Genomic DNA, 20,169 nt, shown 5'->3' on the forward strand with positions numbered 1-20,169 from the left:
GTTAGCGTTCCTGACGGCAGGTGGTGTGCATATCAGCGATCCCACCGTACGTTGAGTGATTCGGCAGCGTGAAATCAGCGCGGCATTGCTGGCTGGATTGACTTCCCCATGTGGCGACTAACGTTCCCTGCTCGCGCATCCCGGTTAAATAGACCTGACCGCGATCGCCGACAATAAAACTGCCGCTTTCATCACCCACAAGGGTGACCACCGCCCCAAACGGAACGGCGCGGTCGTTATCGGTCAAGGTCATCAGCACCCGGCGACCTGACTTCGGCAGATAATCGGCTCTCACCACCGCTCCCCGCGTCGGCGTTACCGTGCGGGTGTTGATCTCCAGCTCGACATCGTCCGGCATCGTTTCCGGGTCGAGGGTGAGATCGTTTTTCCGGTAGACAGAAAGGTTGCTCACGACCGTATATCCGCGAAAATCTGTCCGTACACCGGGCTGATTGCGGATATCCACGTAGTAGGCGCCTGGGGCTTTGATTAAGACGCTGGTCTCCCCCAGCGGCTGGGAAAGCGTGATGCCATCAGCATGGGCGAGAATGCCGCCTTGCAGCCCGTAATTCAGGCGTTCACTGTTTTTGTCATAACCATAACCTGCCGTGACTTCGCCATAGGTGCCTTTATAGTCCGCGTTCACGTTGCCGGTATTCCCCACGCCCTCTGTGCCATATCCCTGCTGGACGTTCCAGCTCAGGGCACGGTTCTCGAGTGCCACCCCGTTCAGGCCGACGTTATACGTCGTCCCGTTATTGCTGCTGGCGTTCATGCCATAGTTAGCCCATGTCTGCGGCAAAAATTTATCCAGCGGAATGCTGACGTTGAACGACAGAAGCTGGTCGTGGTCAGCGTTTTTTTGGCTTTTGCGGTTTTCTGACGCTGAGCGGACATTTTTGCTGTAGGTCCATGTCAGGCCATAGCTGATGTTGTGCCAGTAGTTGCTATAGCCGACGCTCCACGAAGCCATCGACTTACCGTCATTCCAGTAATCTTCCCGCGCCGCACTGAGGGTAAGCGCGCCCAGGTTGTCCCCCAGCGTCTGGCTCATCGTCAGCTCGGCACGGTTACGTCGCCTGTCCTGAAGCGCGCTGCTGTCTCCGTACGAACCGAGGACGTCCTGCATCCCGTAATAGCCGCGGGTCGAGTAGCGATACCCGGCAATCGAAAAGTTGGTCCCGGTAGTGATAAAATTCTTGCTGTATCTGGCCCGCCACGACTGACCGCTTGTTTTCGCGGTATGCTCCGGCGTTGACCAGCCCTGAGTGACGTCTGCGGATACAGCCCCGAGATCGCCCATGTTCTTGCCCATCCCCAGAGCCGCCGACTGGTACTTATCTGCCCCCTGGACGCCGCCATAGAGCGTGATCCCGTGAGGGAGGCCGTAAATTCCGGTCAGTTGCCCGAAGGGGGTTTTCTCCACGCTACGGTTATACGAGCGATATTGCCCGGCGGTAAGGGCATATTTCAGTCGCCCCTCCCGTTGCAGGACCGGCAGCGAAGCGTACGGCAGGGTGAAATGTTGCTCACTGCCATCGGCTTCGACGATCGTGACATCAAGATCGCCCGCGCCGCCGGTGGGATACATATCCGCGATCTCAAACGCGCCCGGCGCCACGTAGCTTTGGTAGATTTGATAGCCATTCTGACGCACCACGACCTGCGCGTTAGTTCGCGCAATACCGCGCACCACCGGCGCATAGCCTTTCAGGGAATCCGGCAGCATATCGTCGTCGGACGCCAGCTGGACGCCGCGAAACGGCATGCTGTCAAAGACATCGGCAGGCGCGGAACTGTCTCCGAGCGTAAGCTGGGCTTGCAGGGGAATAATCGCGCGCTGCATCAAGGTGTAGACGTTGTCCCACTTATCCTGGCCGGACGCATCGCGGGACCAGGTGGTGTAGTTGCGTAACCGCCAGGGACCGACGTTGATCCCCGGCCGCAGGTTTGCATACTGGCTGTCGCTGCGGGTGCCTGCCCCGCTTCTTGCCCGGCTGTTTGCCCCGCTCAGGCTGTAGTTGAGCATGGCCGCGGTAATGCCTTCATCCCACATATCCGGCGGAACGTAACCTCTCGCTGGCAGGTCTATGGCCGCCTGTGGGATGCTGATCGCCAGGCGCTGGGCGCCAAACTGGAAATCCGCGCTGGCCTGTGGAATCGCCCTGAGATCGGCGCATTCTCCTTCCCCGGCGTCGAGCTGCGGGAAAAGCGCCGTTTTCACGCCCCACGCTTTTAACTGCCCGATACTCAGGCACGGCTGCAACGTTTCACTGCCGTTAGCATCCTTCACTGCCATGAAACGAATATCCCGCGTTTCCAGCAGCCGATCGTCAAGAATAATATCAACATGGTATGTCCCGGGCGCCTGCGAGCCGGATTCAAAGGCAGATAAATCCGCTTTCCCCATTCCGGGATTATCCAGCTCTACCAGTTCCGTATTAAACGTCTCACTGGCATACAGTGTGGGAGAGACACCAGCAAGCGCGAGGGCAATAAATATAGCCAGGCGCGCAGGCTGCATTGTATTCAATGCCGTTGTCATGACGAGCACCTGATTAATGCGTAAGGATCACAAACTGGCCCGGTGTAATTCACCAGGGCTGCCATAATCGTTAATGACTTTAAACGTCAGCGTATTGCCACTGGTTCCATTCGGTAACGGGAAACGAGCTGTGGCCGAAGGCATCACATACGTGACATCGTCAAGTTTCTTATTACCCAACGTAATTTCATTGAAATTGATAACGTACGGCGTTGGATTATTAACCAGAAGGGTATTTCCCGCACGACGCCAGGTTAATTTATTGGCCTGCTCCTCGGGGGTAGACGCACGAAGAGCCTCTGGTCGATAAATTAATTTGATGCGCGTTTTGACGGCAATTTGCAGCGAGTTCATCTGCTTAGAGGCTGACGGAATAGCTTTGATGTTCAGCCAGAATAAACTCTCCTGCCCTTGAGGCAGAGAGCCTGTCATGACAATACGCTCGAGGTTTTTTTGTCCGCCGTCCAGCCGATACAGCGGAGGAGTAATAATAAAAGGCGCTTTACCCGATTGTTCATCCTGAACATCTATCCACGACTGAATTAAATATGGACCGTTATCAGGATTCGTAATATTTATTGACGCTTCTTTTTTAGCCCCATCAAAAATAACACGGGTGCCGCCAATAATTACTCCTGCACTGGCGGATGTTAACGTCAGCGGTAACAGCGCCATAGCCAGGCCCGTTGTGGTGATAAAACGCATTTTTTTACCTCATAAAACAAGGGGCCAGGCGGCCCCCTGCTAATTACTGCCATTGACTTAGTTGTACACCACAGAGAAGTTCGCGACCGAGTTAGCCGGGCCCGCGGTAATGGATGCCGCGGTGGAAATATACTGCGCGTAGAAGCTCAGCGTATTATCAGCCGTACTGCTGAGTGCGTAGGTATAGCTGTTGCTGCCGTGCAGCGGCAGATCGGCTTTATCTGCCGTCATCAGGTTAATCGCCACCCCGGTAGCCGCTCCCGCCACGGACGTATCAATCGCCAGCAGGCTGGCGTTGGTTAAATCCGGCGTGCCATCAAAACGGACTTTTGCATTGGTGACCGTTACCGGACAGTTTTTCAAAATAATATTAAACTGCGTTGCAGCCGTTCTCGCCCCGGTTGTCGGGAATTCCGTTTTATAATAATCGCCCAATACCACCACCTGATTCTGGGATGCCACATCAACGTCGCAGGCAGAATCCAGAATATTTCCGTTAAAATTAACGGTACCGGCCGCTGCCAATGCATTGGTCATAGTGAGTACAGAACCTGCCGCTAACATTGCCATCATCAATTTCTTATTCATAATTTTATATCCCGTATTACTCTATTTATTACCGACATTCAGTTGCAGAAATTAAACCCCTTCCGACGAGTCAAAATTTATACAACTCCTTTTCCGCATACAATCAATTTTGAGGTCTAGCTGTAGACCCTCTTTTAACAAATAAAAAACATATTCACTCGGGAATAGCTTAAGAATAATGTCCACAGTCTACTTTTAGACCTGAACAAAAAAAGTTGCAATTTCAATTAATTAACACTTAAAAAAAGATAAGTCTATAATTAGACTCGCTGCTAACATTCCCTGACCTGCTGTTTTTTAAGATAATTCTTTATGCCGATCAAAAAATGATCGCATCAGTCAGTGAGGTCTCAAATGAATACCCGATTCGCGCCTGAGTCAGAAATTGATAAATCAACAGTGCTCGGCGCTAAGCCTTTTAAGCACATTGAAAAAATAATCGATAATGTTTTGCCGCATGCGGAGAGAGGCATTATTGCCAGAGGAGAAATTATCCATTATTGCTCCGGCGATACCCGTCAATGCTTTTTACTGTTGCATGGCAGCGTGGCGTTGCACCGTCGCGGGGACGGTATCGTCTTAAATTCTGAATCTGCGCCATTTATACTCGGCGTGAGCAGCCAGTTATCGTCTGAGCACCTGTACGTCAGAGCGCTGGAAACCTCAGAGGTGGCCAGCGTTTCGCTGGCGCGTTTCAATCATGTTGTCGCACAACAGAATTTATGGGAGCACTTCTCAAACCTGCTGATCTATACCGCATCGCGCGTTTACGAACATTGCGCCCAGATATCGCAAATGTCGGCTTATGACATTATCCGCTTTCAGCTGGTTGAGTTGATGCAGGAGCCGGAAGCCATTAGACAAAACATTACCGCCGCAGCCTATATCAAAAGCCGCACCTATCTTTCACGCAGTGGCATTATGCGGATCCTCGCGGAGTTGCGGACGGGGAAATACATCACCATGGAGCGTGGCGTTCTAGTAGAGATCCATCACTTACCCCGTAAATACTGAGGCTGTATTTATCTCTGGAGAAGGTGGAAAAGAAGAGCGACACTATAGAGAGTACAGTCTCTTTCCAGGTTAACGCTATGTCTTCTGACAAACCATCGCATCGCGGATCTCCCTATGCTCAGGAACTGATTTCTCATTTACAGCCGCACTGCACCACGCATAAAACCGATCCCGGCGAGCAACTTAATCTCCAGGTAAACGGGCAGAGCATGTGTTATTTAATTCTTGACGGCACGGTCGCAATATACAGAAGAAGCGACGACATGATGCTTTCGACGGCGCGCAGTCCCGCCCTGTTTGGCCTCGCTAACCTGACGGACATCTATTTTACCGACTACCTTCGAACGGTAACGCCTTGCCTGGTTGGTGTGCTCACGACCGAGCGGGTGGCTGAAATTATCAAAGAGAAGGCGCTGTGGGGGCTGCTTTCTAATCATCTGATGTTTGTCTATAACCGGCTTTATCACAACGTCATGCCGAAAGGCGCGCCAACCGCGTACGAGATGATTCGCCAGCAGCTCGTGCTGCTGATGCAGGAAGATGACAGCTACCGACGTAGCGTGACGGCGGAAAGGTATATCAGGGATAAAACCCAGCTTTCCCGCAGCGGCGTAATGCGGATCCTGGCTGACCTGAAAACGGGCGGGTTCATCGAAATGGAAGAAGGCCGGCTGATTAAAATTAACAAACTGCCTGCCAGATACTGACTGTCAGACACAAAAAAGGCCGCGCTTGCGGCCTTTTCTTCACTGCTTAATGGACGTGAACGCCCAACCGCCAGGCAAAGTAGATCTCTTCTTTCAGTTCGTTTGAAGAGAGCGCCAGCAAATCCGTAAATTCCAGCTCAAGCTGTTTCAGCTTTTTCAGGTACTGCGCGGGAGACAGATTGCTTTTATCGCGACGTAAATATTCAATTGCCAGCTGTGTTGGGGTTATTTCAGTATCCATGATGTCCTCGCTTATGTTCAAAACGTGACCAGTATATCACAATCAGGCGGCTAATTTTTGACCAAAAGCAAGACATCCGGAAACTTTACACAACGGCCGTCGTCAGCCTTGATGAACAACACAGGCGATCCTGCTCGTCCAGGATATCAATCTGCCACACCTGATGACGGCTTCCGGCATGCAGCGCCCGGCAGACGCCGCGCACGCGCCCGCTGCGAACGGAGCGGATGTGGTTGGCATTGACCTCCAGACCTACCACCTTCTGCTCTCCTTCCGTACACAGGTAGCCCGCCACCGATCCCAGCGTTTCGGCCAGCACGACGGACGCGCCGCCGTGTAACAGGCCAAACGGTTGATGAGTACGGCAGTCTACCGGCATCGTCGCTTCCAGTTCGTTGTCGCCAATGCGCGTGAACTGGATGTCCAGCAAACCGACCATGTTCTCCGCGCCCATGGCATTTAAGCCCTCCAGCGTGACCGCACGTTTCCAGATCATCCGATAATCTCCAGTAAAGCCTGCAATGGATGGCGGACGCCGTTACCTTCTACCCGTTTCACCTGGCTGCGGCAGGAGTAGCCCGTCGCCAGACAGCGGTTGCGTGGCAGGCGCTGCATCGCCTGATGCCATGACAGATCGTAAATGCCGAGCGAGTTGGCGTGGTTTTTCACTTCATGGCCGTAGGTTCCGGCCATACCGCAGCAGCCCACGTTGACGCTTTCCAGCTTCGCGCCAAACCGGGCGAAGATAGAAGCCCACTGGGCAGGCGCCGTCGGCAGCGCCGTCACTTCGGTGCAGTGCCCAAACAGGTACCATGATTCTCCGCTGACCTCCTGAGGGGGCGTTTGCGTCAGCACCGCAGGCAACCACTCGTGTACCAGTAAGACCTGAAAATCACCGCGCTTATCGCCGAGCGTCTGCTTATATTCGTCCCGGTAACAGAGCACCAGCGCCGGATCGACGCCCACCATCGGCATGCCGAGCTGCGCCACGCGATTCAGAAAATCTGAAGTTTTCTGCGCGGTTTTCGCAAAGCGGGTGAGGAAGCCTTTAATGTGCTGCGCCTTGCCGTTCGGCGAGAACGGCAGCACCACCGGCTGGTAGCCGATTTTCTCGGCCAGTCGGACAAAATCGGCCACCACCTGCGCATCGTAATAGCTGGTAAACGGATCCTGCACCACCAGCACCACCTTCGCTTTCTGCTCAGGGCTTAATGCTTCCAGTTGTTCCAGGGTCATATTCGCCGAGCGGTGCCCCACCAGCCGACGCTGGAGCGATGGCACCGACAGCAGCGGCAGATCCACCATGCCGATATGTTTTTCAGACAGTTTTCGCACCAGTGGCTGGTTGATAAAGAAGTTGAAGGTTTTTGGCGCACGGGCCATCAGCGGCGCGTAACTCTCCACCGTCGCTACCAGATGATCGCGCATCGGGCGCAGATAACGCGTGTGGTACAGCTGGAGGAAGCGGGAACGGAATTCCGGTACGTCAATTTTAATTGGGCACTGGGTTGAACACGCCTTACACGCCAGGCAGCCGGACATCGCCTCTTTCACCTCATGCGAGAAATCGTATTCGCCTTTGTTCGCATGCCAGCTGTTGCGGGTGCGTTCGATAAGCCCGCGCAGGCTGGCGCGTTTTTCCGGCAGCTCCTGTTCCAGCTTGAGCGGGTCAACGCCGCGGTCGGCCAGCAGGCGCAGCCATTCGCGCACCAGCGTGGCACGCCCTTTTGGGGAGTGGATGCGGTTGCTGGTGATTTTCATCGACGGACACATCGGGCTTTTCACATCGAAGTTAAAGCACAGCCCGTTGCCGTTACACTCCATCGCGCCGCGCCAGGAAGCGCGTACCGCAATCGGAATTTGGCGGTCATAGGTGCCGCGCTTAACGGCATCCACCTGCAACATCGGCGCATCAACGCCCTCTGGCGGGCAGATTTTTCCCGGATTGAGGCGGTTATCAGGATCGAACGCGGCCTTCACCTTACGCAGCTCGGCGTAGAGCTGTTCGCCAAAAAAGGCCGGGCTGTACTCGGCGCGGAACCCCTTACCGTGCTCGCCCCACAGTAAACCGCCGTATTTGGCCGTCAGGGCCACAACCTCGTCGGAGATCGCCTTCATCAGGATCTCCTGCTGCGGATCGCACATATCCAGCGCCGGGCGCACGTGCAGCACGCCCGCGTCAACGTGCCCGAACATGCCATAGCTCAGACCATGGCTGTCGAGCAGCGCGCGAAACTCCACGATATAATCCGCCAGATGTTCCGGTGGCACGCAGGTATCTTCCGCAAACGGAATCGGCTTCGCCGCCCCTTTCGCGTTGCCGAGCAGCCCCACCGCCTTTTTACGCATCGCGTAGATTCGCTCGATGCCGGAGAGATCGTTACACAGCTGCCAGCCAATGACGCCGCCTTCCCCCTGCGCAATCAGCTCGTCCAGACGCTGGCAGAGCGTGTTTACCTGGCTCTCAATCAGCTCTGCGTCATCCCCGGCGAACTCGACGATGTTCAGGCCGAGCATCTCTTTATCCGGCACGTCGGTAATCAGTTCGCTCACCGAATGCCAGACAATATCCTCCCGGGCCAGGTTCAGGACTTTTGAATCGACGGTTTCCACCGACAGCGCCCGCGCCTCCACCATAAACGGTGCATTACGCAGCGCCGAGTCAAAGGAGTTGTATTTGACGTTCACCAGACGGCGCACCTTTGGCAACCGGGTGATATCCAGACGCGCTTCGGTGATGAAGGCCAGCGTCCCTTCTGACCCGGTCAGTACGCGGGTAAGATCAAACTGGCTCATATCGTCATTGAAGACATGTCGCAGATCGTAGCCCGTCAGGAAGCGGTTTAGCTTCGGGAATTTGTCAAGGATCAGCTCGCGATTTTCGCGGCAGCGCTCCAGCACGGTGCGATAAATCCGTCCGCTGGTGGTGCTCTCTGCTGCCAGCGTTTCGGCCAGCTCGATCGGCATCGGTTGGGTATCGAGGATATCGCCCCCCAGCAGCACCGCCCGCACACCCATAACGTGGTCGGAGGTTTTGCCGTACACCAGTGAGCCCTGCCCCGAGGCATCGGTGTTGATCATCCCGCCAATGGTCGCGCGGTTACTGGTGGAAAGCTCCGGCGCAAAAAAATAGCCGTAAGGTTTCAAAAACTGATTCAACTGATCTTTGATCACCCCCGCTTCCACACGCACCCACCCCTCTTCCGGGTTGATCTCAATGATGCGGTTCATATAGCGGGACATATCAATGATGATGCCCTGGTTCAGCGCCTGCCCATTGGTACCCGTCCCGCCGCCACGCGGGGTGAAGACCAGGGAGCTGAAACGCTCCTGCGATGCCAGACGGGCGATGAGCGCCACATCGGCGGTAGAGCGCGGGAAAACGACGGCATCGGGAAGAAGCTGGTAAATACTGTTATCGGTCGCCATCGTCAGCCTGTCGGCATAATCGGTAGCGGTGTCACCTGTAAAACCCTGTTGCTCCAGTGCCTGCAAAAAATTAAGCACCAGCTGAACGACGCCCGGTGCCTGAGAAATCTGTGGGATCATTGCTGTCGACCCTAATGAGAATAGTGTGAAATCGTTTGCGTTGTGTCTGGAAAGTTTTATCACATTTTTTTCTTATGTGCTTTGTAGAATTACGGGCAAAATCCGCCTGTCAAAATCGCTGAAATCACTAATGATTAGAGAGATGCGGTTTATATTCCCATCAGCCTTGCTGGTGTTCATTTAAGGAAAGTTTCGTTTATGGTCAATCTTCGTCAGCCCAGGGATGTCGCGCAGATACTGCTGTCGGTGCTGTTCTTAGCCATTATGATTATTGCGTGTCTGTGGATCGTTCGTCCTTTCGTGCTCGGATTTGCCTGGGCCGCGACCGTCGTCGTCGCCACCTGGCCTTTACTCTTGCGTTTGCAGAAACTGCTGTTTGGTCGCCGCGGCCTGGCCGTGCTGGTGATGACGTTGCTGTTGTTCCTGCTGTTTATTATTCCCATTGCACTACTGGTTAACAGCCTGGTTGACAGTAGCGGCCCGGTTATTCGCGCGGTCACCAGCGGTGATATGACGCTGCCGGATCTCGCGTGGCTGAACAGTATTCCTGTTGTGGGCGCAAAACTGTACAGCGGCTGGCACAGCCTGCTGGAGATGGGCGGTAGCGCCCTGATGGCCAAAGTGCGTCCGTACATCGGCACAACCACCACCTGGTTTGTGGGGCAGGCTGCGCACATTGGTCGCTTCATGATGCATTGTACGTTGATGCTGGTCTTCAGCGCCCTGCTGTACTGGCGCGGCGAGCAGGTTGCGCTGGGGGTACGTCATTTCGCCACCCGACTGGCAGGTAAACGCGGCGATGCGGCCGTGCTGCTGGCAGCCCAGGCCGTCCGCGCGGTGGCGCTCGGTGTGGTGGTCACAGCGCTGGTGCAGGCTGTACTTGGCGGAATCGGGCTGGCGATTTCCGGCGTACCTTATGCCACCATTTTCACCGTCGTCATGCTGATGACCTGTCTGGCGCAGCTCGGTCCGCTGCTGGTGCTGGTTCCCTGCATTATCTGGCTTTACTGGACGGGGGATACGACCTGGGGCACGGTGCTGCTGGTCTGGAGTTGCGTGGTGGGCACCATGGATAACGTGATCCGTCCCATCCTCATCCGCATGGGCGCTGACCTGCCGCTGATTCTGATCCTGTCCGGGGTAATTGGAGGGTTAATTGCCTTCGGCATGATTGGCCTGTTCATCGGTCCGGTGCTGCTTGCGGTGACCTGGCGACTCTTCTCCGCCTGGGTGCATGAAGTGCCGCCGCCGGGAACCGACCCTGACGTCATCTTAAGCGAACTTGAAGAGCTGGAAGATAAGAACGCGCAGTAAGAACGGATGCCGGGTGGCGCTAACGCTAACCCGGCCTACACTCTCCACAGCAATACTTAAACGTTGCTAAACTATTTATTCTCTGCACACTGGTCAGACCCGCCTTTTCCTGCCTAAAACCGTCATTCTCTTCAAGAAATCTTTACCTGCCTTTAACTATTGAGACGAATCCGATCGACTCAAAATCCTGGCATGCCTACTATTAAGACACGGTTATAAATCAACACCTTGATTTATAAGCATGGAAATCCCCTGAGTGAAACAACGAATTGCTGTGTGTAGTCTTTGCCCATCTCCCACGATGGGCTTTTTTTTATCCTTTTTACGCCAATGTAATGTCACAGCGACTAAGCATCCGCCAATCCCCCGCCAGCACCCGCGTTTCCCCGGTCACCAGCACGTTCACCACCTCGCGAATATCCGCCGAGGACGCGCCAACCTGTAGCTCAAACTCCCCTGGCTCGACAATCCGCTTCCCGTCCCGGCGGGTGAAATTAAACATCTCCACTGGCAGGATAAAGGTCAGCGTGGCGGTTTCTCCCGGTGAAAGCGTCACGCGCTGGAACGCTTTCAGCTCCTGAAGCGGACGCACCTGCGTGGCGACCTTATCGCGTACGTACACCTGTACCACTTCGCTGCCGCTGCGCTCGCCGGTGTTGGTGATATCGACGCTTAACGCCACCTCTCCGTCGATCGGGACGCGGCTTTCAGCCAGGCGGGCCGCGCCCCAGCGAAACTGCGTCCAGCCGAGACCGTAACCGAACGGGTAAAGTGCGCCGAAATGGAATGCAAACGGCGTGCCGCCGCTTTTCAGCTTGTGGTTATAGTAGTACGGCATCGCCCCGGCGTTTTTCGGCACGCTCACTACCAGCCTGCCCTGCGGCTCCGCGCGGCCGGTTAAGATATCGGCAATCGCCCAGCCCCCTTCCTGCCCCGGCGCCCAGGCCATCATCAGCGCGGCCACCTTCTCTTCCAGCCCCTGAAGGTTATAAGGACGCCCGCCCGTCATGACGACAATCACCGGCTTACCGGTTGCCACCAGCGCCTCCAGCAGCTGTTGCTGCACGCCTGGCAGATCCAGCGAGTCGGTATCAGATCCTTCCCCCACGGTGCCGCTCTGGAACAGCCCGGCAAGGTCGCCCACGCAGGCCACCACCACGTCACTCTCTTTTGCCGCGCTCACGGCGTCGGGGATCAGATCCATACGTTGTGAAACCGGCGATTGCTGCATCGGTTTACCGCCGCTGTCGCCCGGAAATACCGGCGCCCCCGCCATCCGTTTTTCGATAATGTGGCACCCTTTCGCGTAACGAACCTGCGATGCGCCAAGATACTGCTCCAGCGCCGCGCGCGGCGTCGTTACCTGTGAGGTCTCTTCAACCATATCGCTGATGATCAGGTGAACCGGGAAGCTGTAGCCGCTCAGCAGCGCCAGCGGATCGTCAGCCGTCGGCCCCACCACCGCTACACGGGGTTTTCCGCCGAGAGGTAATATGCCGTTGTTTTCCAGCAGCGTGATCGATTTTGTTGCCACCTCGCGCGCCACCTGCCGGGTCGCCTCACTCTGCAAATCGATGCCGTCTTCGTCGGCGTACGGTTTTTCAAACAGCCCGAGACGGAATTTTTCACTTAGCACGCGCGCCACAATCTCATCCACTTTCGCCATTGAGATAAGCCCACGCTCTACCGCTTCCGCCAGATGACGCGCGCAGTCATCCTTCGGCAATTCCACGTCCAGCCCGGCGTTAAACGCCAGCGCCGCCGATTCCGCTGGATCGTGAGAAATTCCGTGGTGCTGGTGCAGCAGGCTGACGCCGCCGTAATCCGCCACGATAATGCCGTCGAAGCCCCACTGTTCACGCAGCACGGTAGTGAGCAGGAAATGGTCGCTGTGCCCTGGCTGATTATCAATGTCGTGATAGGCTGGCATCACCGAACCGGCGTTGGCCAGCTTCACCGCCATCTCAAACGGCAGCAGGAAGGTATCGTTTAGCTCGCTGAAACCGAGATGGACCGGCGCATGGTTGCGCGCCCCTTCGCTGAAGGAGTGGCCGACGTAATGTTTCAGGGTCGCCAGCAGATCGCGCTTATCGCCCTGCAACCCCTTCACGTACGCCGTCGCCATCACCCCTACCAGCCACGGATCTTCCCCAAATGTCTCTTCCGTCCGTCCCCAGCGCACATCGCGCGAGACATCCAGCACCGGGGCCAGCCCCTGCTGGCAACCGACGGATCGGGCCTCTTTACCAATCTGCTCCGCCGCGCGCTGCACCAGCGCCGGGTCCCAGGTGGAACCGTAGTTCAGCGACGACGGGAACAGGGTTGCATCTTTGCACAGCAGCCCCACCAGACACTCCTCATGAAACAGCGCCGGAATGCCGAGGCGGGTCTCCTCCATCATCATGCGTTGCAGGCGGTTGGCGGCACACACGCCGGTTTTTGCATTAACAATGTGCGTGCCGAGCGGACGGGTGATCTGCCCGACGCCGAGCTTCAGCCTTTCGTTGAGGGACGCCTGTTCGCTCACGCCAGCGAATTCATCGCTCAGATCGCTGCGCTCGCGGTGGTTGCCGTGTTCATCGAGGATCAGCCAGTACGCGTGCATCTGGGCAAATTTCTCTTCCGGCGTCATACGCGCCAGTAAATCAGCGACACGCTCGTGTACGGGACGTCCCGCGTCCTTGTAGATCGCAGTCATGGTTTACTCCTGTAGTGCGGATTGGGTTGCCGGGCTGAGCTGCCCCGCATCGTTTCGACTATCGCGTTTGCTGGCCAGCTCGCGGGCGATGCTGTCCACCAGCCGGCTGTTAAGTTTGTAGATGGCAAGGAGCGCCACCATGCAGAGGAACAGCACGCAGGGGATCAGGGTGAACAGGGCATTGATGGTTGCAAGAACGTGAGGCGCCTGGTTTGCCTGACCCGGAGCGTAATCCACCATGCCAAGCACCCAACCGACCACCGCCCCACCCAGCGCCAGCCCAAACTTGATGGCAAACAGGGCGGTTGAAAAGACCAGCCCGTCCAGGCGGCGGCCGCTACGGTGTTCTTCGTAGTCCACCACATCGGAGAACATGGTCCATTGCAGCGGCGTGGTCAGGTTCTGAATAAAGCTAAACACAATATTCAGACCGAATATCAGCCACACCTGCGAAGGCGGAATGAAGAAAATCAGCACGCCAAAAATAACGAAAGAAATAATGGTCCACTGATAGGCACGCACCCGGTCAAATTTCCCCAGCAGGCGTTCAGATAATAATGCGCCACTTAAGGAGGCCACCATGCCGGAAACAATAAAGGCAAAAACCAGTTCCGGACGTAACAGAACATAGTTAACGTAATACATGGTCGCAGAGCCACGCGTCACGACGGCGGTTAACAGTAAAATATTAAATAGAAAAACAATTCGCCACTGGCTATTGGCGGCCAGCAGTTTTAAATCCGTCAGCATCGAACCGGAGGTGTCATTGCGCGGCGAGTAACGCTCCCGGGTCATAAAGAAGCAGCAGAAGAATAAAACAATGCCCAGCAGCCCCATCAGGCTCATGGCATAGAAATAGCCTTTTTGCACATTCCCCTGGCCTAATAATGAGACCAGCGGCAGCGCGATGACCGTTACAATCAACCCGCCGATAAACGACAGGCCAAAGCGCCAGGATTGCAGCGAGTGGCGTTCGCGCGGGTCGAGCGTCAGCGCGCCGGGCATGGCACAGTAAGGGACATTAATCGCGGAATAGATCAGGCTCAGGATGGCATAGGTTACGCAGGCATAGACAATTTTCGCCGTCTGCCCGGCATCCGGTACGTAGAAGGTAATCAGGCAGCTCACGCCAAACGGAATGGCAAACCAGAGCAGCCAGGGACGAAAACGACCGTGGCGGGTCTGAGTGCGGTCCACCAGCGCGCCAATGCACGGGTCGACAAACGCATCGACCACGCGCACCACTAAAAACATGGTGCCCATAATGGCGGCAGGCAAACCGAATACGTCCGTATAGAAATAAGCGAGAAATAACGTTGCCGTTTGCCAGACCAGCGCGCTGGCCATATCGCCGAGGCCATAACCTATTTTATCTTTGGTACGTAATACAGAGGAGATTGTCATTGTTATTTGCCTTTTTATCAGGTTAAAACGTATTTCAACCAGTCGCGCATCATCCCGACGGATGTACGCGGTAAGGCTCAAGTATTAGCAACGCCCTGCCCGCTAACAATTGTCTAAATTAACAGATAAATTATGATATTTGGTTTTTTGCTTTATTTGTGATGGTGAGCATATTCGCAGGAAAATAAAAAAGGCGAGGACAGATATCCTCGCCTTTTTCAGATTATGCAGGTTTTACTTGTTCAGCTCTGCCAGGCTCAGCCAGGTCTGCACCACGGTGTCCGGGTTCAGGGAGAGGCTATCAATTCCCTCGTCCATCAGCCAGGCCGCAAAGTCTTCATGGTCAGAAGGACCCTGGCCGCAAATCCCGACATATTTACCCTGTTTCTTCGCCGCGCGGATGGCCATGGAGAGCAGCGCTTTCACCGCCTCGTTACGCTCATCGAACAGCTCAGAGACAACGCCGGAGTCGCGGTCCAGGCCGAGCGCCAGCTGCGTCATGTCATTCGAGCCAATGGAGAAGCCGTCGAAGTGCTCCAGGAACTGCTCTGCCAGCAGGGCGTTGGACGGAATTTCACACATCATGATGATCTTCAGCCCGTTCTCGCCGCGCTTCAGCCCCTGACGCGCCAGCTCATCTACCACCGCCTTCGCCTGATCCACGGTACGGACGAACGGGATCATGATTTCCACGTTGGTCAGCCCCATGTCGTTGCGCACGCGTTTTACCGCCTCGCACTCCAGCGCGAAGCAGTCGCGGAAGCTTTCCGATACGTAGCGTCCGGCGCCGCGGAAGCCCAGCATCGGGTTCTCTTCTTCCGGCTCGTAGCGTTCGCCGCCCACCAGGTTGGCGTATTCGTTCGACTTAAAGTCCGACAGACGCACGATCACGCGTTTCGGGTAGAAGGCCGCGCCGAGCGTGGCGATCCCTTCCGTCAGACGACCAACATAGAACTCTCTCGGCGAGTCGTAACCCTTCATCATCTCGCGGATTTCGTTTTGCAGTTTTGCGTCCTGGTCGTCGAACTCCAGCAGCGCACGCGGGTGCACCCCGATCATACGGTTAATAATAAATTCCAGACGCGCCAGGCCCACGCCTTCGTTCGGCAGGCAGGCGAAGTCAAACGCGCGGTCCGGGTTGCCGACGTTCATCATGATCTTCAGCGGCAGATCCGGCATGGTATCCACGCTGGAGCTTTTCACGCTGAAGTCGAGGATATCAGCATACACGTAACCGGTATCACCTTCGGCACAGGAGACCGTCACGTTCTGGTCGTCCTTCATGCGTTCGGTCGCGTCACCACAGCCGACTACCGCCGGGATCCCCAGCTCACGGGCAATGATTGCCGCGTGACAGGTACGGCCGCCGCGGTTGGTGACGATGGCAGCCGCTTTCTTCATGATCGGTTCCCAGTCCGGGTCGGTCATGTCGGTCACCAGCACGTCGCCGGGCTGAATGCGGTTCATCTCGCTAATGTCGTGGATCACTTTCACCGGACCGGCACCGATGCGGTGGCCGATTGCGCGTCCTTCCGCGACAATTTTGCCCTGCGCGTGCAGGGTGTAGCGCTCCATGACCTGACCGCGTGAACGGACGGTTTCCGGACGCGCCTGCACGATAAACAGCTTGCCGGTGTGTCCGTCTTTGGCCCACTCGATGTCCATCGGACGGCCATAGTGTTTTTCAATCTGCACCGCCTGCTTCGCCAGCTCTTCCACTTCGGCGTCGGTCAGGGAGAAGCGATCCCGCTGCTCCTGCGGCACATCTTCAATGGTGACCTGCTTGCCATGTTCTTGCGTCGGGGCATAGATCATGCGGATTTTTTTTGAGCCCATGGTGCGGCGTACCACTGCCGGACGGTTAGCCGCCAGCGTAGGCTTGTGCACATAGAATTCGTCAGGGTTCACCGCCCCCTGCACCACCATTTCGCCCAGACCCCATGCGGAGGTGATAAACACCACCTGGTCGAAGCCGGATTCAGTGTCGATAGAGAACATCACGCCGGAAGAGCCCACGTCGGAGCGCACCATGCGCTGTACGCCTGCGGAGAGCGCGACGCCGCGGTGGTCATAGCCCTGATGGACGCGATAGGAGATGGCGCGGTCGTTGAACAGGGAAGCAAACACATGCTTCACCGCCACCAGTACCGCCTCGTAACCCTGGACGTTGAGGAAGGTTTCCTGCTGCCCGGCGAAAGAGGCATCCGGCATATCTTCTGCGGTAGCGGAAGAGCGCACGGCAAAGGAGGCCTGCGCGTCGTCAGCGGAGAGCAGGTTGTAGGCGTCATGGATGGCTTTTTCCAGTTCCGGCTGGAAAGGTGTGTCGATAATCCACTGGCGGATTTGCGCGCCGGCTTTGGCAAGCTCGGTGACATCATCAATATCCGTTTTATCCAGCAGGTCGTAAATGCGCTGGTTTACACCGCTCTGGTCTAAAAACAGGTTAAACGCATCGGCGGTTGTGGCAAATCCGTTAGGTACGGAGACACCCATACCGGACAGATTTGTAATCATTTCACCCAGGGAGGCATTTTTGCCCCCAACTCTGTCTACATCATTCATGCCGAGTTGGTTATACCAAAGCACCAGCGGTGACGAGCCATTGTTGGACATCGAAACAATCCTTTTGTGATATTTGATCGGAGTAAGAAACACCTGACTACGTATTTATACTGGCATATTTATTTCCGCTAAAAAAACGGTGAATCGTGTAAGCAATTTAAATTTTCAACTTTTCGGACAGTTTCCCCGCACTCGCTAACCCGATGATTCCTATAGATTCCGGCAAAAACCTTAGAAATAAAGCCGCTAATCGAAAAATGAAATCCACTTTTCAGGAAAATCAAAAACACCATTTCATTTTAAATTCAGATAAGTTCTTTGCTGTGAAATTAACTTTTTTAATTTATGCTTTCAGGCAATTACGTACGCTATTCAGGGTGGATAAAATGGATAATGCTGTCGATCGCCACGTTTTTTATATTTCTGATGGGACGGCGATTACCGCCGAGGTGCTGGGACACGCGGTGATGTCGCAGTTTCCGGTATCGATAAACAGCATCACGCTGCCGTTCGTGGAAAATGAGAGCCGGGCCAAAGCGGTCAAGGACCAGATCGACGCCATTTACCAGCAGACCGGCGTTCGTCCGCTGGTGTTCTATTCCATTGTGATCCCTGAGATCCGCAATATCATTCTGCAAAGCGAGGGCTTCTGTCAGGACATCGTGCAGGCGCTGGTTGCCCCCTTGCAAAGCGAGCTGAAGCTCGATCCGACGCCGATCGCCCACCGTACCCACGGGCTGAACCCCGGTAACCTGACCAAATACGATGCGCGTATTGCCGCTATTGACTACACCCTGGCGCACGACGACGGGATCTCGCTGCGCAATCTCGACCAGGCGCAGGTGATTTTGCTCGGCGTGTCGCGCTGCGGTAAAACTCCCACCAGCCTATACCTGGCAATGCAGTTTGGCATTCGCGCCGCCAACTACCCCTTTATTGCCGATGATATGGATAACCTGGTGCTGCCCGCCGCGCTCAAGCCGCTCCAGCATAAGCTGTTTGGGCTGACCATCAACCCGGAACGACTGGCGGCGATCCGCGAAGAACGTCGCGAGAACAGCCGCTACGCCTCGATGCGCCAGTGCCGAATGGAAGTTTCTGAAGTCGAAGCGCTGTACCGGAAAAATCAAATTCCCTGGCTGAACAGTACCAACTATTCAGTAGAAGAAATTGCCACCAAGATCCTCGATATCATGGGGCTAAATCGCCGCATGTACTAATATGCTAGTACATTAATCCAGTTTCAGTTATTATCATGCCATCCTCGGGGCGACGAGCCCCGAACTTGAAATCAGCAGGGATTGGTTTAAGGTGATGCCCATCACTTCCCGGTAGTCTGCCGATGAAGCAAAAAATTTCTGAGACATTCCATGAACAAAACCGACGAACTGCGCACCGCGCGCATTGATAGCCTGGTCACACCGGCTGAACTGGCCAGGCTGCATCCCGTTTCCGCCGTGGTGGCGGACCATGTGACGGCCTCCCGTCGCCGCATCGAAAAAATTCTCAATGGTGAAGACAAACGTCTTCTGGTGGTAATTGGCCCCTGCTCCATCCACGACCTGGACGCGGCAATGGATTATGCACAACGCCTTCAGACGCTGCGCGGCACGTATCAGGATCGCCTGGAGATCGTGATGCGTACCTACTTTGAAAAGCCCCGTACCGTCGTGGGCTGGAAAGGATTGATTTCCGATCCGGATCTGAACGGTAGCTACCGGGTGAATCACGGTATTGCGCTGGCGCGCAAGCTGCTGTTACAGGTTAACGAGCTGGGCGTGCCGACTGCCACCGAATTTCTGGATATGGTGACCGGACAGTTTATTGCCGACCTCATAAGCTGGGGCGCGATTGGCGCGCGTACCACCGAAAGTCAGATCCACCGTGAAATGGCGTCGGCGCTCTCCTGTCCGGTGGGCTTCAAAAACGGAACGGACGGTAATACCCGAATTGCCGTAGATGCCATCCGCGCGTCACGCGCCAGCCATATGTTCCTCTCCCCGGATAAAAATGGCCAGATGACCATCTACCAGACCAGCGGCAACCCGTTCGGACATATCATTATGCGTGGCGGTAAAAAACCGAATTACCATGCAGAAGATATTGCCGCCGCTTGCGAAACGCTGGCGGAATTTGACCTGCCGGAGCATCTGGTGGTGGATTTCAGCCACGGCAATTGTCAGAAACAGCACCGCCGCCAGCTGGACGTCTGCGAGGAAGTTTGCCAGCAGATCCGCAGCGGCTCGACCGCCATTGCAGGAATTATGGCGGAGAGTTTTATCAAAGAAGGCACGCAGAAGATCGTCGCCGGACAGCAAATGGTCTACGGCCAGTCAATCACCGACCCGTGCCTGAGCTGGGAAGACAGCGAACGGCTGCTGGAGATGCTGGCGTCTGCGGTAGATTCGCGCTTCTAACCCCTTGCCGGGTGGCGGCTTTGCCTTACCCGGCCTACGATTCGTGCCCTTTTCCCTCTCCCCGTGGGAGAGGGTCGGGGTGAGGGCGTCAGACCGCATCTCTCCCCCAAATTTGATCCCGTCACACAATTTTCACAAAAACGCTTGCTGTGAATTTGCAGTTTATTGATAATGATTATCATTGTTACATTGATTGTTATTTATAAACATTATGTCACCGACCGATAACAGCGCGGCAACGCCAACAAAAACACACACAGCGCCGTCCCCTGCTCCCACCGATCGCCGAATCGACAGTAAAAGCCTGTTGGGTGAGGAGGGACGGGTCATTATCGAGCATGACGGCCAGCACTACCTGCTGCGCCAGACCAATGCCGGAAAACTGATCCTGACTAAATAAACCAGACAACACATTCGCCAGCCAC

General features: G+C 55.5%; 15 protein-coding genes and 1 other RNA gene. 7 read left to right on the forward strand and 9 right to left on the reverse strand.

All coding sequences use genetic code 11. The annotated features are described in order from the left end of the window. Position 1 precedes the first annotated feature (1 nt). The 3 genes from ACOTYB_RS07805 to ACOTYB_RS07815 are packed head-to-tail and all read right to left on the reverse strand — an operon-like array spanning position 2 to position 3,838. On the reverse strand, positions 2–2,545 hold the full coding sequence (locus ACOTYB_RS07805) for a fimbria/pilus outer membrane usher protein (RefSeq protein WP_023324521.1): 2,544 nt from the start codon (positions 2,543–2,545) through the stop codon (positions 2–4). A 27-nt stretch (positions 2,546–2,572) separates the two neighbouring features. Continuing rightward, positions 2,573–3,250, reverse strand: coding sequence for a fimbrial biogenesis chaperone (locus tag ACOTYB_RS07810; RefSeq protein ID WP_126524937.1), 678 nt, complete (start codon positions 3,248–3,250; stop codon positions 2,573–2,575). Positions 3,251–3,307: 57 nt separating this feature from the next. Next, a complete protein-coding gene (locus tag ACOTYB_RS07815; protein ID WP_126524938.1) occupies positions 3,308–3,838 on the reverse strand; it encodes a fimbrial protein in 531 nt (176 codons plus the stop codon). A 354-nt stretch (positions 3,839–4,192) separates the two neighbouring features. On the opposite strand from ACOTYB_RS07815, the gene ACOTYB_RS07820 reads away from it, so the two are divergent. Then, entirely contained in the window at positions 4,193–4,852 is a 660-nt protein-coding gene (locus ACOTYB_RS07820) for a winged helix-turn-helix transcriptional regulator (protein ID WP_003857763.1), read from the forward strand. A 77-nt stretch (positions 4,853–4,929) separates the two neighbouring features. Beyond that, positions 4,930–5,559 (forward strand): helix-turn-helix domain-containing protein, encoded by a 630-nt coding sequence (locus tag ACOTYB_RS07825; RefSeq protein ID WP_023315938.1) that lies wholly within the window; start codon positions 4,930–4,932, stop codon positions 5,557–5,559. Positions 5,560–5,605: 46 nt separating this feature from the next. Here ACOTYB_RS07825 and ACOTYB_RS07830 read toward each other — a convergent pair whose 3' ends face one another. The 3 genes from ACOTYB_RS07830 to ydiJ form a co-directional block, all read right to left on the reverse strand. Beyond that, positions 5,606–5,800: a YdiH family protein gene (locus ACOTYB_RS07830; RefSeq protein ID WP_003857766.1), complete on the reverse strand. Its 195-nt coding sequence runs from the start codon at positions 5,798–5,800 to the stop codon at positions 5,606–5,608. Positions 5,801–5,885: 85 nt separating this feature from the next. Beyond that, complete coding sequence (gene menI, locus ACOTYB_RS07835; RefSeq protein ID WP_045336604.1) at positions 5,886–6,296, reverse strand: 1,4-dihydroxy-2-naphthoyl-CoA hydrolase; 411 nt, start codon at positions 6,294–6,296, stop codon at positions 5,886–5,888. Beyond that, positions 6,293–9,349 (reverse strand): D-2-hydroxyglutarate dehydrogenase YdiJ, encoded by a 3,057-nt coding sequence (gene ydiJ / locus ACOTYB_RS07840; RefSeq protein WP_220153757.1) that lies wholly within the window; start codon positions 9,347–9,349, stop codon positions 6,293–6,295. The genes menI and ydiJ overlap by 4 nt, the downstream gene beginning before the upstream one ends. 198 nt (positions 9,350–9,547) lie before the next feature. On the opposite strand from ydiJ, the gene ydiK reads away from it, so the two are divergent. Both ydiK and rprA read left to right on the forward strand, forming a co-directional pair. Further along, the gene (gene ydiK / locus ACOTYB_RS07845; protein ID WP_003857772.1) at positions 9,548–10,663 is read left to right on the forward strand and encodes an AI-2E family transporter YdiK; all 1,116 of its coding nucleotides are present in this window, start codon (positions 9,548–9,550) and stop codon (positions 10,661–10,663) included. A gap of 209 nt (positions 10,664–10,872) precedes the next feature. After that, positions 10,873–10,980, forward strand: an RNA gene (gene rprA / locus ACOTYB_RS07850) — antisense sRNA RprA. A 5-nt stretch (positions 10,981–10,985) separates the two neighbouring features. Here the strand turns inward: rprA and ACOTYB_RS07855 are convergent. The 3 genes from ACOTYB_RS07855 to ppsA form a co-directional block, all read right to left on the reverse strand. After that, positions 10,986–13,361 (reverse strand): glycoside hydrolase family 3 N-terminal domain-containing protein, encoded by a 2,376-nt coding sequence (locus ACOTYB_RS07855; protein ID WP_409249010.1) that lies wholly within the window; start codon positions 13,359–13,361, stop codon positions 10,986–10,988. Between the two features lie 3 nt (positions 13,362–13,364). Then, positions 13,365–14,765, reverse strand: coding sequence for an MFS transporter (locus tag ACOTYB_RS07860; protein ID WP_409249011.1), 1,401 nt, complete (start codon positions 14,763–14,765; stop codon positions 13,365–13,367). Between the two features lie 234 nt (positions 14,766–14,999). Then, positions 15,000–17,378 (reverse strand): phosphoenolpyruvate synthase, encoded by a 2,379-nt coding sequence (gene ppsA, locus ACOTYB_RS07865; protein WP_003857777.1) that lies wholly within the window; start codon positions 17,376–17,378, stop codon positions 15,000–15,002. A gap of 335 nt (positions 17,379–17,713) precedes the next feature. Here ppsA and ppsR point away from each other — a divergent pair, with 335 nt between their 5' ends. The 3 genes from ppsR (at position 17,714) to hemP (ending at position 20,144) form a co-directional block, all read left to right on the forward strand. Beyond that, positions 17,714–18,547: a posphoenolpyruvate synthetase regulatory kinase/phosphorylase PpsR gene (ppsR, locus tag ACOTYB_RS07870; RefSeq protein ID WP_017384644.1), complete on the forward strand. Its 834-nt coding sequence runs from the start codon at positions 17,714–17,716 to the stop codon at positions 18,545–18,547. A 150-nt stretch (positions 18,548–18,697) separates the two neighbouring features. Continuing rightward, positions 18,698–19,744, forward strand: a complete 1,047-nt coding sequence (gene aroH / locus ACOTYB_RS07875; protein WP_060580386.1) for a 3-deoxy-7-phosphoheptulonate synthase AroH — start codon at positions 18,698–18,700, stop codon at positions 19,742–19,744. Positions 19,745–19,955: 211 nt separating this feature from the next. After that, positions 19,956–20,144, forward strand: coding sequence for a hemin uptake protein HemP (gene hemP / locus ACOTYB_RS07880; RefSeq protein WP_015570723.1), 189 nt, complete (start codon positions 19,956–19,958; stop codon positions 20,142–20,144). The last annotated feature ends 25 nt before the right edge of the window (positions 20,145–20,169 follow it).

This window comes from Enterobacter cloacae complex sp. IR5450, from assembly GCF_049238665.1.
Taxonomy (GTDB): Bacteria; Pseudomonadota; Gammaproteobacteria; order Enterobacterales; family Enterobacteriaceae; genus Enterobacter; species Enterobacter hormaechei_C.

Excerpts from the sequence above, each read along its gene's own strand:
- menI (WP_045336604.1), bottom strand. The coding sequence starts at position 6,296 with ATGATCTGGAAACGTGCGGTCACGCTGGAGGGCTTAAATGCCATGGGC.
- ppsA (WP_003857777.1), bottom strand. The coding sequence starts at position 17,378 with ATGTCCAACAATGGCTCGTCACCGCTGGTGCTTTGGTATAACCAACTC.
- ppsR (WP_017384644.1), top strand. The coding sequence starts at position 17,714 with ATGGATAATGCTGTCGATCGCCACGTTTTTTATATTTCTGATGGGACG.
- ydiK (WP_003857772.1), top strand. The coding sequence starts at position 9,548 with ATGGTCAATCTTCGTCAGCCCAGGGATGTCGCGCAGATACTGCTGTCG.
- ydiJ (WP_220153757.1), bottom strand. The coding sequence starts at position 9,349 with ATGATCCCACAGATTTCTCAGGCACCGGGCGTCGTTCAGCTGGTGCTT.
- ACOTYB_RS07830 (WP_003857766.1), bottom strand. The coding sequence starts at position 5,800 with ATGGATACTGAAATAACCCCAACACAGCTGGCAATTGAATATTTACGT.
- ACOTYB_RS07825 (WP_023315938.1), top strand. The coding sequence starts at position 4,930 with ATGTCTTCTGACAAACCATCGCATCGCGGATCTCCCTATGCTCAGGAA.
- ACOTYB_RS07805 (WP_023324521.1), bottom strand. The coding sequence starts at position 2,545 with ATGACAACGGCATTGAATACAATGCAGCCTGCGCGCCTGGCTATATTT.
- ACOTYB_RS07810 (WP_126524937.1), bottom strand. The coding sequence starts at position 3,250 with ATGCGTTTTATCACCACAACGGGCCTGGCTATGGCGCTGTTACCGCTG.
- ACOTYB_RS07855 (WP_409249010.1), bottom strand. The coding sequence starts at position 13,361 with ATGACTGCGATCTACAAGGACGCGGGACGTCCCGTACACGAGCGTGTC.
- hemP (WP_015570723.1), top strand. The coding sequence starts at position 19,956 with ATGTCACCGACCGATAACAGCGCGGCAACGCCAACAAAAACACACACA.
- ACOTYB_RS07815 (WP_126524938.1), bottom strand. The coding sequence starts at position 3,838 with ATGAATAAGAAATTGATGATGGCAATGTTAGCGGCAGGTTCTGTACTC.
- ACOTYB_RS07820 (WP_003857763.1), top strand. The coding sequence starts at position 4,193 with ATGAATACCCGATTCGCGCCTGAGTCAGAAATTGATAAATCAACAGTG.
- ACOTYB_RS07860 (WP_409249011.1), bottom strand. The coding sequence starts at position 14,765 with ATGACAATCTCCTCTGTATTACGTACCAAAGATAAAATAGGTTATGGC.
- aroH (WP_060580386.1), top strand. The coding sequence starts at position 18,698 with ATGAACAAAACCGACGAACTGCGCACCGCGCGCATTGATAGCCTGGTC.